The sequence below is a fragment of the Xanthomonas sp. NCPPB 1325 genome, from assembly GCF_041477645.2.
GTDB lineage: Bacteria > Pseudomonadota > Gammaproteobacteria > Xanthomonadales > Xanthomonadaceae > Xanthomonas > Xanthomonas cannabis.
In genome coordinates, this window is record NZ_CM192985.1 from 2,978,439 (window position 1) to 2,991,929 (window position 13,491).

Here is a 13,491-nt window from a genome sequence, read left to right on the forward strand (position 1 = left end):
CGCTACCATGACCCTGATGGACCTCAACCTGCCCGCGCTGGAAATGCAGACGCTGTTCGATGCACTGCCGGACGTGGTGTTCTTCATCAAGGACAGCGATGGCCGCTACACCCACTGCAACCTCACCCTGGTGCGTCGATTGGGGCGCAAGCTGCGTAGCGAGATCATCGGTCGGTCGCCGCTGGAAGTCTTCCCGTTGCCGCTGGGCGGCAGCTACATGATGCAGGACCGTCGCGTCCTGCTTGGCGAACTCATCGACAACCAGCTCGAAGTGCACCTGTATCCCAATCGCCTGCCGGGCTGGTGCCTGACCTTCAAGCGCCCGCTGTGCGAGGCCAACGAGGTGATCGGCGTGGTCGGCATCTCGCGTGATCTGGGCCAGCCCGATAGCCGGCATTCGGCCTACGAACGCCTGAGCCAGGTGATGGAACACATGCAGGCCAACTTCGGCGACAACCTGCGCGTGCAGGCGCTGGCCGATCTGGCCGGGCTGTCGGTGGCGCAGCTGGAGCGGCACTTCCGCCGCGTCTTCCAGGTCACCCCGCAGCAACTGCTGACCAAGCTGCGCATCGAATCGGCGATGCGGCTGCTGTATGGCGAGGACAGTATCGCCAGCATCGGGCAACGCTGCGGCTTTGCCGACCAGAGCGCCTTCGCGCGCCAGTTCAAGGCCACCGTCGGCATGACCCCGCGCGATTACCGCGCGCTCAAGGGTCAGCTGTAAGGCGCCGATCATGCGCTGACACACAGCCGGCACAAATGCCGAATTCGGCAGCATTGCGGGCACGAGCGTGATGCACCGCCGCCGCGGTGGCGAGGGGCGCCACTGAAGGGCGCGTCAAGGTGAGACCGGACCCCGATGGTAGAATTTCGGGTTTCCCCTACTGCGTTGCCAATGGCCAGCTTTTTTCGCCGCAACAAGCCCACCACGCCCGACAGCTCGCGTACCTCGCGCTACAGCCTGGAAGAACTGGCAGCCGCATTTCCCACCGCGCCGTCTGCCGCCACCCCAGCATCGCCCATCGAGGCCCTGCTACCTGCGCAGACCGGCACAGCGCCTGTCGCTGCGCCCACGCCCGCACCGGTAGCGGCGGACCCGCCAACGCCGGCGGCCGAGCACGCCGCGCCCGCCGCACCGGCTGAGGCGTTGGCACGCGACATTGCCGCCCCCACCGGCCAGGCGCAGAGCGTGGCGGCGGTGCCGAGCACGCCGCCCGCCCCTGCGGCGCCGGCCCCATCGGCCCTGCAGGCACTGCCGGACCCGGCGCCTGCCGCAGCCCCCGTCGCTCCGGCGCCGGTGGTGGTTGTGCCGCCGGTCGTGGCGCAGCCACACCGCGTACCAACCTCGCCGGCAACGGCGCCCGCAGAACCTGCAACACCGGCGCAGTCGCCGGTCGTCGCGACGCCTGTTGCCGCTACGCCTGCTGTCGTACCGCCTGTTGCTGCTCCGCCCGCCGTCGTACCGCCTGCCGCCTCCGCGCCGCCCGCCGCCGCCCCGGCCGCGAGCGCGACGCCGGTGGTCACCGCACCGTCCATCGTCAGCAGTCCGCTGCCGGCCACCCAGGACGACAGCATCGTCGGCCAGCACGACGCCCTGCCGGCTGCACCGGCGGGCAAACCCGGCTGGCGCGAGCGCCTGCGCAACAGCACCTTCGCGCGCAGCTTCGGTGGCCTGTTCTCGCGCAACCCCAAGCTCGACGACGACCTGCTCGACGAGATCGAGACTGCGTTGATCACCGCCGACGTCGGCATCGGCGCCACCACCGCGTTGGTCGAAGGCCTGCGCAAGCGCATGAAGTCGCGCGAATTCGTCGATGCCCAGGCCATGTTCAAGGCCTTGCGCGCCGATCTCATCGCGTTGCTGCAGCCGGTCTCCAAGCCACTGGTCATCGACCGCTCGCACAAGCCCTTCGTGGTGCTCACCGTCGGCGTCAACGGCGTCGGTAAGACCACCACCATCGGCAAGCTGGCCAAGCGCTTCAAGGACGACGGCAACAGCCTGATGCTGGCCGCCGGCGACACCTTCCGCGCCGCTGCCGTGGCGCAGCTGCAGGCCTGGGGCGACCGCAACGGTGTGGCGGTGATTGCGCAGGGGCAGAATGCCGATGCCGCCTCGGTGGCGTTCGACGCGCTGCAGGCCGCCAAGGCGCGCGGCACCGACGTCTTGATCGCCGACACCGCCGGCCGCCTGCACACCCAGACCGGGCTGATGAACGAGCTGGGCAAGATCCGCCGCGTGCTCGGCAAGATCGACGCCGCCGCGCCGCACGAAGTGCTGATGGTCATCGACGGCACCACCGGCCAGAACGCCATCTCGCAGCTGCGTCAGTTCCATGCGGCGGTCGGCGTCACCGGCCTGGTCGTGACCAAGCTCGATGGCACCGCCAAGGGTGGCGTGGTGTTTGCACTCGCGCGGGAGTTCAACATTCCGATCCGCTTTGCCGGCATCGGCGAACGCCCGGAAGACCTGCGCGTCTTCGACCCGGTCGCCTTCGTCGACGCACTGTTGCCGGACGCCCTGGGCGGTTGATTGGGATGCCAGCCCGCATCTGCAAGCGCTGCGGGCTGGTTGCAGCGTGCGGCAGGTATCGCGTGACCGGTCGCAGGCACGACGTGTACTGACGTTTGCCAGCCCTCGCCTGCAGCACTGCACGCGCCAGTCCGCGCTGATGCGTCGGTGGCTTACCACCGTGTGCCCACACCACCGCATTGGCCTGGGGATGCGGGATGTTTCTGCGAACGGTGCCTGGTCGGAACGACGTTTCCGCTGCAGTGAGTGGACGCGCGGCACCACGCGCGTCGCAGCTTCACTCCCGCTCCCGACACCCTTGCCCTCCACGCCAGCAGAGCACCATGCCAGCCGACCACGCCACTCCCCTTGCTGATGCCTTCGTCGAGCGCCTGCTGCACTGGTTCGACGGCCACGGCCGCCACGATCTGCCCTGGCAGCATCCACGCGCGCCGTACCGGGTGTGGCTGTCGGAGATCATGCTGCAGCAGACCCAGGTGGCAGTGGTCATTCCGTATTTCCACAAATTCGTGGCGAGCTTCCCTACGCTGGCGGATCTGGCGGCAGCCGACAACGACACCGTGATGGCGCAGTGGGCCGGGCTGGGCTACTACGCCCGCGCGCGCAACCTGCATGCCGCCGCCAAACACTGCGTCGCCCTGCACGATGGCGAGCTGCCGCGCGACTTCGATGCACTGCTTGCGCTGCCGGGCATCGGCCGCAGCACCGCAGGCGCCATCCTGAGCCAGGCCTGGAACGAGCGTTTTCCGATCATGGATGGCAACGTCAAGCGTGTGCTCACGCGCGTCCACGGCATCGCCGGCTACCCCGGCCTGCCGGTGGTGGAAAAGCAGCTATGGCAATTGGCCTGGGCCCATGTTGCGCACGTGCCGGCCGGACGACTGGCCGACTACACGCAGGCGCAGATGGATTTCGGTGCCACGCTGTGCACGCGCGCCAGACCGGCGTGTATCGTGTGCCCGCTGCAGCAGGACTGCGTCGCCCGCCGCGACGGCCTGGTGGACGCCTTGCCCACTCCCAAGCCCGGCAAGGTGCTGCCCGAGCGCGAAGCCACCGCCTTGCTGCTGGAAAACCTGCATGGCGAGATCCTGTTGCAACGCCGCCCACCGACCGGCATCTGGGCCTCGTTGTGGACCCTGCCGCAGGCGGAGACCGACAGCGGCCTGCGCAGCTGGTTCGCCACCCACATCGAGGGCAACTACGAACGCGCCGATGCGATGGCGCCGCTCGTGCACACCTTCAGCCACTACCGGCTGCACCTGCAGCCGTTGCGCCTGCGCAAGGTCGCGCTGCGCGCAGCGGTGCGCGACAATGACGACCTGCGTTGGGTGGCGCGCGCCGATCTCGGCTCGCTGGGCTTGCCGGCACCGATCCGCAAACTGCTCGACACGCTTTAAGCACGCCTTCAAAGGAATTCGCATGTCCCGCACCGTGTTCTGCCAGTACCAGCAATGCGACACCGAAGGCCTGGATTTCGTGCCCTACCCCGGCGAGCTGGGCCAGCGCGTGTTCGCGCACATCGGCAAGACCGCCTGGCAGGCGTGGCTGGCACACCAGACCATGCTGATCAATGAAAACCGGCTGTCACCGCGCGACCCCAAGCACCGCGCGTTTCTCGAGGCCGAATTGCAGAAGTTCCTGTTCGACCGCAATGCCGACAAGCCCGAGGGCTATGTGGCGCCGCTGGGCGAGGAGTAGCTGGGCGGGGATTGGGGTTCGGCCGCGGTTGCGGCTGGCCTCTGCTGGAACAATCCTCGATGCGCGTGATTGCTGCCGCTAAGTGTTTGCGGCGAGGCTACAGGCAATCCAGGCGAGCGCTGCGAGGGCTACCTGATCCACGGGCATGCTGGCTCTGCCCGAGACGACGTTACACGTGGGCGATGCCGATCAACGCCATCGCCCCTGCCCCTGCGGCGCCTAACCCACGCCAGTCGGGCCATCCAGCAGCATGCGGATGCGCTTGAGCAATTCCTTCTGCGTGTAGGGTTTGTTGACCACGTCGAATTCCGCACCGCCCACATCGGTCCGCTGGATGCTGGCGTCGGCGTAGCCGGTGGTCAGCAGCACTTTCAACTTGGGCTGCATGCGGCGCGCTTCGCGTGCCAGCACCACGCCATTCATGCCGCCGGGCATGATCAGATCGGTGAACAACGCATCCACCTCCGGGTGCTGTTCCAGTAGTTCGATCGCCTCGCGCCCGCTCGATGCGGACAGAATGCGATACCCGGCATTTTCCAGGAACATCTTGGCCACCACCGCCACGTCCTGCTTGTCTTCCACCACCAGAATGGTCTCGTCGCCACCCTTGTCGATCGCGCGGCTCTTGGCCGCCTGCAAGTCGTTCTCGAATTCGCTGGAAGCCGGGAAATACAGGCGTACCGTGGTGCCCTGGTCCACCTCGCTGTAGATGCGCACCGTGCCGCCGGACTGCTTGACGAAGCCGTACACCATGGACAGCCCCAGGCCCGTGCCCTGCCCCTCTTCCTTGGTGGTGAAGAACGGCTCCATGACGCGGCTGGCCACTTCCGGCGGCATGCCGCTGCCGGTATCGCTCACCGCGATGCTCACGTAGCGTCCGGGCGCCAGCTGGTGATGCATTGCCAGATCGTGGCTGGTGATCTCCACGTTCTGGGTCTGCACCGTGACCTCCTTACGCTCGGCCTGCGCCATTGCATCGCGTGCGTTGATCAACACGTTCAGCAATGCCACCTCGGCTTGCGTGGTATCGATCTGGCAATTCCACAGCCCCTCTTCCAGCAACTGCCGCAAGGTGATGCCGCCACCCAGCGCGCGCTCGGCCATGTTGTTCATGCCCGCCACCAGGGTATTGAGATTGACCACGCGGCCGCGCAACTTCTGCTTGCGCGAGAACGCCAGCAATTGCTGGGTGAGCGTGGCGGCCTTGGCCGCAGCCGCGGCCGCATGTTCGGCGCTGAACGCGATGCGATCGGCATTGCTGCCCGCGTTGGCGGCCGCCATCATCTGGATCACTTCCAGGTGCCCGGACATCACCTGCAGCAGGTTATTGAAATCGTGCGCGATGCCACCGGTGAGCTGCCCCAGCGCTTCCATCTTCTGTGCCTGGCGCAAGGCATCCTCGGCGTCGCGGCGGCGGCTCACATCCAGCTGCGAGCCGAAGAAGTAGACCAGGTTGCCCTTGTCGTCGAACACCGGCGAGACGAATAGCGCGTTCCAGAACGAGGACCCGTCCTTGCGGTAGTTCAGCACCTCGGTGGCGAATTCGCGGCGGTTGTCGATGGACTCGCGCACGTCCTGCACGCTGGCCGGGTCGGTCTCCGGGCCCTGCAGGAAGCGGCAGTTGTTGCCGATGATCTCGTCGGCCGAATACCCGGTCATTTCCAGGAACGCCCGATTGGCGAACACGATCGGATTGTCCGGCAGATGCGGGTCGGTCACCGTCATCGGCATGCGCGTGGTTTCCACGGCGGCAAAAAAGATATCCGAGCGGTGCTTCTCCACAGGCAGGCTACGGGATTCGCTGATATGAGGCGCGCGCAGCTCTCCGTGACGGGAATCGTTCAAGTGGTGTTCTCCGCGGGGCCATTCCCGTGGCGATAGTTTAGTTGGGCCCGGTGAGTTGACCCGTCACATCCATGAGCCTTTGCCGTACGGCCGCGCGCGCTGATGCAACCGAATGCAACCGGCTGGGTTGCCGCGCACTCCGGCAGCCGCCCTGCCCTCGCACGCAGACCACGCGACCGCGTGCGCGCCGTTTTGCCGTAGCATGCGCGGGCTGTTTGCAGCTCCTGCGCCTTCGCTCCGCCACTGCGGCTGCGTCGCGCGTGCGTCTTCCCTGCCGGTGCTGATGCCTGGCCACCCATGCGATGCCACCATGTCGGGCTACCAGACCCAGATTCACGAACTGACCTTCGGGCAGCAGACCTACGTCATCCGCGCCTTGGCGGACAAGCAGCAATACGCCGACCCGGACCAGGCCGCTGCCGACGCTGGCATTTCCTCGGCGCAGTGGAGTCTGTTCGGCCAGGTGTGGCCGGCAGGCCAGTTGCTGGCCGAAGCGATGGCCACCCGCCCGATCGAGGGCAGGCGCATTCTCGAGCTCGGCTGCGGGCTGGGGCTGGCGAGCCTGGTCCTGCGCCGGCGCGGTGCCGACGTGGTGGCCAGCGACCACCATCCGCTGGCGGAAGTGTTCCTGGCCTACAACGCTGCGCTCAACGGGCTGGACGCGGTGCCGTATCGCCGGCTCGACTGGGACACCGGCGCGCCAACCATGGGGCAGTTCGACATGATCATCGCCAGCGATGTGCTCTATGAAACCCGCCACGCCACCATGCTGGCCAAGCTGATCCCCGCCCTGGCCAAACCCGCGTGCGAGATCGTGATCAGCGATCCGGGCCGTGGCAACGCCAACGCGCTCTCGCGCATGTTGGCCGAGATTGGATTCTCGTTGATCGCCGGCGAACGCCAGGCCCCGGCACAGGCAGCCAAGGCGCCGCGCCTGTTCGTCTATCGCCGCAACATGGATGCCTCGCCGCCGGCCCAGGCGTGAGGCCGCTACGCCGCCACGGCGCAAGCGTGTGGGCACACAGCAGCACCGGCGTGCGCATGTCGGCTGCACTCACCGTGTGTCGCGCGGGCGAAGCGTCGCCACCGGGCCTGTCGTCGGGATTCGCCCCAAGGCCTCGACCACGCGCTCGTGGGCTAAAAGGGCAGCGCGCGTACGGTCGTAACGGAATGGCCGGCATGCCCGCCTTGATGCATTGCATGCAACTGCACAACCTCGATGGCGTCATCGCACCGTCGACGCACGCCTGCAATGCCGGCGCTGGGTTGCACCAGCCGACTGTCCAGCGTTGCGGCAGTCCTTCGCGATACCGCGTTTTTTGGCGGTGAAGACCGATCGTCAAGGCCGCTTGCCGGCTCACGCCTGGCTGCCGATTTCGCCACGTTCGGTTGATGCTTCCATGGCGATGCTGGCCTCGCACCACACGCACCAGTGGTGCATTCCCCAGCCAACCAAATGAGAACCTGCAATGGCAAACCAGAACGACAACAAGGGTGGCAACAGCAACCGCGGCTTTGCGGCGATGGACGAAGACAAGCAGCGTGAGATCGCCTCCAAGGGCGGCAAGGCGGCACATGAAAGCGGCAACGCCCACGAGTTCAGCTCCGAAGAGGCACGCGAAGCCGGCAAGAAGGGCGGTCAGGCCAGTGGTGGCGGCAACAATCGCTAAGTAGCGCGGTGTTGATCGCAGACAGCGCTTTCGGGAAGGCCATGGCTTTTCCGAAAGCGTGCCTGCGTCGGCAGCAACGACCTTTGCATGTGAGCGGCAGCGTTGAAGCTGCCCTCAGCGGACCGCAAGCGTCGATCATCGGCAGCAGACGCCGCGCGCACAGCGCGCTCAGCAGCGGACCAGTGCGCGCGGCTTGTGCGCGATGCGATGCGGACAGCCTCCCGGGCGCTGGTAGCGCACGCGCAGTCGTCGTGCCTGCAGCACATGCGGCATCGACATCGACATCGACATCGACATCGACCGAGTCTCATCGGATGAGACGGCGGGTTGGCACGCTCGCGCTCGATGACACACACCACCCGGCCACGATGCCGCCCCGGCATGGGCGCACCTGCATCGCGCATCAGCGCGATCGCAGACACCACACATCGATCGGCATGTCCGCATCGGCCCAGGCACGCTGGCGATTGCCACTCACTGCAGCCCCGGTCGCCCCATGGCCCGGAGTGAGCGCACCCGGCGCGGCCTGAGCCCGGTGGACTACGCCTACCCCGAGCATCTGCGCAGCACGCTGGAAACCCTGCCTGCCACGCCGGGCGTGTATCTCTTCCACGGGCAGGACGACGGACTGCCGCTGTACATCGGCAAGAGCATCAATCTACGCGGACGGGTGATGGATCATTTCCGTACGCCACGCGAAGCCGCGCTGCTGCGTCAGACGCGCCGGGTGAGCGTGATCGAAATGGCCGGCGATCTGGGCGCGCAACTGCTCGAGTCGCAACTGATCAAATCGATGCGGCCGCTGTATAACCAGAAGCTGCGCCGCGTGCCGCGCCAGTTTTCGATCCGACTGTATCGCGGCGAGGTGTCCATCGAGCATTCGGCCGGGAGCGACCCCGCGCTGACACCGTGGCTGTACGGGCTGTACTCGAGCCCGCGCGCCGCCAAGGAGGCACTACGGCGGCTGGCCGATCGCGACCGCCTTTGCTACGGGCTGCTGGGGCTGGAGAGCGTCGCTGCCGGCCGGCCATGCTTCCGCGCCATGCTCAAACGCTGCGCCGGCGCCTGCCATGGCGCGGAAACGCTGGGCGACCACGAGGAACGTCTGCGCGACGCGCTAGGGCACCTGGAACAGGCCGTCTGGCCCTTTCCCGGCGCCGTGGCGGTGAAGGAACAGGGCGCGCATCTGACCCAGTTCCACGTGCTGCGCGACTGGCACTACCTGGGCAGCACGGCCTCGTTGGCCGCCGCGCGCAAGCTCAAATCGGCGCCGGGAGACTTCGATCGCGACAGTTATCGCATCCTGCGCAAAGGCCTGCACACCCATCTGCACTGCGTGACGCTGCTTTGATGACGCGTCGGCGCGGCGCCACGCCGGGAGCGCACCAGGCACCTGCACCAACCGGCGAGCTGCTACCCCTCTTCGGCCGGGCCCGCCCGGTATTCCTTCGGGTCCAGAAAATCCGCCAGGCACGATCCCACGCGCAATGCCTGTTCGCGCGCGTCACCGCGATACTCGCCTTCGCCGGCGCCTTCGATGGTGGCCACCGGCGCCGCGCGGTCGCGGTGATAGACGAACGCGGTCGACAGCCAGCGGGTGTCGCCCGGGGCCTGACTTTCCATGGTTTCCACGCGGAATTCACCGCAGTAGCCATGGATCAAGGTGCGTCGAAGGGTCTTGTGCGTCATGCGCAGAGTATTGCCGCGCCAGGTTGAAGATGACGTGGAAACCCGCTGCAACGTCCGCACAGATGCGCAACAGCAGCTGCAGCCGGACGATCTAGAACAGCGGATCAGGATTGCCGTCGCGTCACTGCGTCGATGCCAGCGCGGCGCCGATATCCGGCGAGCATGAAAACGCACGCATCAGCGCAATCGCCCCGGGCTGGGACAACGTAACGTGCAACGAGAGGAAGACGACGGATCCGGATCTAACCGGAAAGCCTTGCGAATGCAGGCTTGAAAATGGTGGCCGAGGACGGAATCGAACCGCCGACACGGGGATTTTCAATCCCCTGCTCTACCAACTGAGCTACTCGGCCACTACCTGCAACGCGATGCCTGCGTTGCGGGGAGGCGCATCATAGCGAGCAGGCGCACTTTGGGCAAGCGTTGTGACCAACTTTGTTGCAGCGTGGCGTCGCCGCCTGATTTCTTGCACCGGTTCACGCCGCGCAGGGAGGCGCATCGCCTAGCCTGCGCGCGTCCATCGGAGATCGTCATGCGCCTGTCTTGCCTGCTGTGGTCGTGCCTCGCCCTGCTGCCACTGGCTGCGTCTGCGCAGCAACCGGTGCGCGCAGTCCCGCAGCTGGATATCTCGCGCTACGCGGGGCAGTGGCATGAGATCGCGCATCTACCGGTGTCGTTTCAGAAAAAGTGCCGCAGCGATATCACCGCCAGCTACACCTTGCGCGACGATGGCTTGATCGGCGTGCGCAATGGCTGCCGCACTGCCGATGGCAGCCTGACCCAGGCCGATGGCGTGGCGCGACCGGTCGACGGCCACCCGGGGCAGTTGCAAGTTCGCTTTGCGCCCGAATGGCTGAGCTGGCTGCCGCTGGTCTGGGCCGACTATTGGGTGATCGCGCTCGACCCGGACTATCAATGGGCGCTGGTTGGCGAGCCGGAACGCAACTATCTCTGGATCCTGTCGCGCTCGCCACAGATGCCGCGCGCGCAGTTCGAGCAGCTCAAGGCCCGTGCCACGCAGATGGGCTACGACCTGTCGCCGCTGATCGTGGCCGCGCCCGTGCTGTGAGCCGGGCACCCCGCTCCCGGGCGGGCGGGGCTGGCATCGGCGGCAAGGCGGCGTCCGTACTGCGTAGTATTCTTGGCGCCGCCTCAGCCGCCAAGGACCCCCTTACATGCGTCGTGCCTCCCGCCTCCTGATCGTGTCGCTGGCCTGTGGCCTGCTGTTGAGCGCTTGCGGCGGCGCGGTGCGCCGCGTGTCCGAGCCGGCCGCCAGCATCCAGCAGCTGACCGTCCGCGCCGATGGCAGCTGGTCGGTCGACCTGCGCCTGCAGAACTACAGCAGCATCCCGATGCAGTTCGAGCGCGTGGCGCTGGAGATCTCTGCCGGCGAGCAGGTGGCCGGCAAGCTCGACCAGGCGGTCGGCATGTCCATCGGCCCGGAAACCGCCGATATCGTCACCGTCACCGTGCAGCCCACCTCGCTGGGGCGGATCACCGTGGCCGACGTGCTGGCCGGTGGCCGTTCGCTGCCGTACACGCTCAAGGGCACCGTCTGGGCCACCCCGCAGGACAAGAAACAACGCGAGTTCGCGGTGGAATCGCGCAACACGCTCAGCCCGGCCCCCGGCCTCAACGGCGTGCTGCGCTGACGCGCACGCCCTCCCGCACCCGCTTCAAGGATCCCGCATGAGCAGCTACGCCGCCCCGCTGACCGATTTCCGCTTCGCGCTGCACGACGTGCTCGGCGCCGAAGCGCTGTTCGCCCGCCTCGGCTACACCGAGGCCAGCACCGACATCATCGACGCCGTGCTCGAAGAGGCCGGCCGCTTCACCTCGCAAGTGCTGGCGCCGCTCAATAGCGTGGGTGACGAAATCGGCTGCGCCTTCGACAAGAGCACCCATGCGGTGACCACCCCGCCGGGCTTCCGCGCCGCCTACGACCAGTTCGTGGACAGCGGCTGGAATGGCCTGACCGCCGAGCCGGAGTTTGGCGGCCAAGGCATGCCGCATCTGCTGGGTGTGCCGCTGAACGAGATGATCAACTCGGCCAACCTGGCCTGGGGCAACTTCCCGCTGCTGTCGCACGGCGCCACCGAAGCGCTGCGCCAGCATGGCGAGGCCTGGCAGCAGGAGGTCTTTCTCAAGCCGCTGATCGACGGCCGCTGGACCGGCACCATGTGCCTGACCGAGCCGCATTGCGGCACCGACCTGGGCCTGCTCAAGGCCCGCGCCAAACCCAATGCCGACGGCAGCTACGCCATCACCGGCACCAAGATCTTCATCACCGCCGGCGAGCACGACCTCACCGACAACATCGTGCATCTGGTGCTGGCCAAGCTGCCGGACGCACCGGCTGGCGCCAAGGGTATCTCGCTGTTCGTCACGCCCAAGTTCAAGGTGGCCCGTGACGGCACGGTGGGCGAGCGCAACGCGCTGCATTGCGGCTCCATCGAACACAAGATGGGCATCAAGGGCTCGGTGACCTGCGTGATGAACTTCGAAGGCGCCCAGGGCTACCTGGTCGGGCAGCCGCACAAGGGCCTGCAGGCCATGTTTACCATGATGAACACCGCGCGCCTGAGCGTGGGCCTGCAAGGCATCGGGCTGTCCGAGCGCGCTTATCAGAACGCACTGCGCTACACACGCGAGCGCCTGCAGTCGCGCGCGCTCAGCGGCGCAAAATTTCCCGACAAGCCGGCCGACCCGATCATCGTGCATCCGGACGTGCGCCGCATGCTGCTGACCATCAAGTCGCTGACCGAAGGCAGCCGCCTGCTGGCCCTGCACGCCGCCAGCCTGGTCGACGTGGCCCACCGCGGCAGCACCGACCAGGAGCGTGCCGACGCCGAAACCCTGGTGAGCTTTCTCACCCCGATCTCCAAGGCCTGCCAGACCGAGTGGTCGATCGAAAACACCTACCACGCGCTGCAGTGCTTCGGCGGCCACGGCTACATCCGCGAATACGGCATGGAGCAGCTGGCGCGCGACGCGCGCATCACCACCATCTACGAAGGCACCACCGGCATCCAGGCGCTGGACCTGATCGGCCGCAAGACCGCTGCTAGCCAGGCTGCCGGCCTGAAGCTGTTCCTGGCCGATCTGGAAACCTTCGCCAATGCGCAGGAAGGCAACGCCGCATTGGCCGAGTTCATCAAGCCGCTGCGCGACAAGGCCAGCGAATGGGCCATGCTGACCCGCGACGTGCTCGATCGTGCCGCGCGCAACCCCGACGAGCTGGGCGCGGCCAGCTACGACTACCTGTTTTATTCCGGCTACGTGGTGCTGGCGTATTGGTGGGCGCGCAGCGTTGCCGCGGCCGACGCGTCGGCCCATGGCGAGGAGTTCAAGCGCGCCAAGCGCGAGACCGCGCGTTTCTACTTTGCCCGCATCCTGCCGCGCACCTTGACCCACGCCGCCACCATCCGCAGCGGCGCCGCGCCGTTGATGACGTTGGACGCCGAGCTGTTCGGCGAAGGCTGAGCAAGCGCCATCGTCGCGGCAGGTTGCCGCGACCGTAAGAGCGGACCTGGCCGCGATGAGGCATTACCGATCGGCAAGACGTCGCGCCCGGGTGCGCTCCTACGGGCAACATCGCAGGATTCCGCCGCTGTCGTAGGAGCGGACCTGGCCGCGACGAGGCACTACCGATCGGCAAGACGTCACGCCCGGGTGCGCTCCTATGGGCAACATCGCAGGATTCCGCCGCTGTCGTAGGAGCGGACCTGGCCGCGACGAGGCGATACCGATCGGCAAGACGTCGCGCCCGGGTGCGCTCCTACGGCAACATCGCAGGATTCCGCCGCTGTCGTAGGAGCGGACCTGGCCGCGACGAGGCGATACCGATCGGCAAGACGTCGCGCCCGGGTGCGCTCCTACGGCAAGATCGCAGGATTCCGCCGCTGTCGTAGGAGCGGACCTGGCCGCGACGAGGCACTACCGATCGGCAAGACGTTGCGCCCGAGTGAGTTCCTATGGCTAAGTGAGGCCTGCAACGGGTCCGAACATTGGTGGCGCAGCGCGGTGGCATCGCGGCCGGGGCGGCTGGGCGCGGACGTG

General features: G+C 67.0%; 12 protein-coding genes and 1 tRNA gene. 10 read left to right on the forward strand and 3 right to left on the reverse strand.

Annotated elements, in window-relative coordinates; all coding sequences use genetic code 11:
- The first annotated feature begins 7 nt into the window (after positions 1-7).
- The 4 genes from ACCQ10_RS12670 to ACCQ10_RS12685 all read left to right on the forward strand — a co-directional run bounded on the left by ACCQ10_RS12670 (position 8) and on the right by ACCQ10_RS12685 (position 4,228).
- The gene (locus ACCQ10_RS12670) at positions 8-724 is read left to right on the forward strand and encodes an AraC family transcriptional regulator (RefSeq protein WP_372360856.1); all 717 of its coding nucleotides are present in this window, start codon (positions 8-10) and stop codon (positions 722-724) included.
- A 171-nt stretch (positions 725-895) separates the two neighbouring features.
- Complete coding sequence (ftsY, locus tag ACCQ10_RS12675) at positions 896-2,530, forward strand: signal recognition particle-docking protein FtsY (protein ID WP_372360857.1); 1,635 nt, start codon at positions 896-898, stop codon at positions 2,528-2,530.
- 323 nt (positions 2,531-2,853) lie between these two features.
- Entirely contained in the window at positions 2,854-3,927 is a 1,074-nt protein-coding gene (gene mutY / locus ACCQ10_RS12680; RefSeq protein WP_372360859.1) for an A/G-specific adenine glycosylase, read from the forward strand.
- Between the two features lie 22 nt (positions 3,928-3,949).
- On the forward strand, positions 3,950-4,228 hold the full coding sequence (locus ACCQ10_RS12685; RefSeq protein WP_047695220.1) for an oxidative damage protection protein: 279 nt from the start codon (positions 3,950-3,952) through the stop codon (positions 4,226-4,228).
- Positions 4,229-4,447: 219 nt separating this feature from the next.
- Here the strand turns inward: ACCQ10_RS12685 and ACCQ10_RS12690 are convergent, their stop codons facing one another.
- Entirely contained in the window at positions 4,448-6,073 is a 1,626-nt protein-coding gene (locus ACCQ10_RS12690) for a hybrid sensor histidine kinase/response regulator (RefSeq protein WP_184554937.1), read from the reverse strand.
- Between the two features lie 310 nt (positions 6,074-6,383).
- Here ACCQ10_RS12690 and ACCQ10_RS12695 point away from each other — a divergent pair, with 310 nt between their 5' ends.
- The 3 genes from ACCQ10_RS12695 to cho all read left to right on the forward strand — a co-directional run bounded on the left by ACCQ10_RS12695 (position 6,384) and on the right by cho (position 9,094).
- Positions 6,384-7,058 carry a class I SAM-dependent methyltransferase gene (locus tag ACCQ10_RS12695; protein WP_372360860.1) on the forward strand — a complete coding sequence of 225 codons (675 nt, stop codon included), beginning with the start codon at positions 6,384-6,386 and terminating at the stop codon, positions 7,056-7,058.
- Positions 7,059-7,542: 484 nt separating this feature from the next.
- Complete coding sequence (locus tag ACCQ10_RS12700) at positions 7,543-7,743, forward strand: KGG domain-containing protein (protein WP_372360861.1); 201 nt, start codon at positions 7,543-7,545, stop codon at positions 7,741-7,743.
- Between the two features lie 496 nt (positions 7,744-8,239).
- Positions 8,240-9,094, forward strand: a complete 855-nt coding sequence (gene cho / locus ACCQ10_RS12705; protein WP_372360862.1) for an excinuclease Cho — start codon at positions 8,240-8,242, stop codon at positions 9,092-9,094.
- A 62-nt stretch (positions 9,095-9,156) separates the two neighbouring features.
- Here the strand turns inward: cho and ACCQ10_RS12710 are convergent, their stop codons facing one another.
- Complete coding sequence (locus ACCQ10_RS12710; protein ID WP_228313965.1) at positions 9,157-9,432, reverse strand: hypothetical protein; 276 nt, start codon at positions 9,430-9,432, stop codon at positions 9,157-9,159.
- 277 nt (positions 9,433-9,709) lie between these two features.
- Positions 9,710-9,785, reverse strand: a tRNA-Phe gene (locus ACCQ10_RS12715).
- Positions 9,786-9,964: 179 nt separating this feature from the next.
- On the opposite strand from ACCQ10_RS12715, the gene ACCQ10_RS12720 reads away from it, so the two are divergent.
- The 3 genes from ACCQ10_RS12720 to ACCQ10_RS12730 all read left to right on the forward strand — a co-directional run bounded on the left by ACCQ10_RS12720 (position 9,965) and on the right by ACCQ10_RS12730 (position 12,915).
- Complete coding sequence (locus tag ACCQ10_RS12720) at positions 9,965-10,501, forward strand: lipocalin family protein (RefSeq protein WP_372360863.1); 537 nt, start codon at positions 9,965-9,967, stop codon at positions 10,499-10,501.
- 106 nt (positions 10,502-10,607) lie between these two features.
- Complete coding sequence (locus ACCQ10_RS12725) at positions 10,608-11,084, forward strand: LEA/WHy family protein (protein ID WP_104580422.1); 477 nt, start codon at positions 10,608-10,610, stop codon at positions 11,082-11,084.
- A 37-nt stretch (positions 11,085-11,121) separates the two neighbouring features.
- Positions 11,122-12,915 (forward strand): acyl-CoA dehydrogenase C-terminal domain-containing protein, encoded by a 1,794-nt coding sequence (locus ACCQ10_RS12730; RefSeq protein WP_372360864.1) that lies wholly within the window; start codon positions 11,122-11,124, stop codon positions 12,913-12,915.
- Positions 12,916-13,491 lie beyond the last annotated feature (576 nt).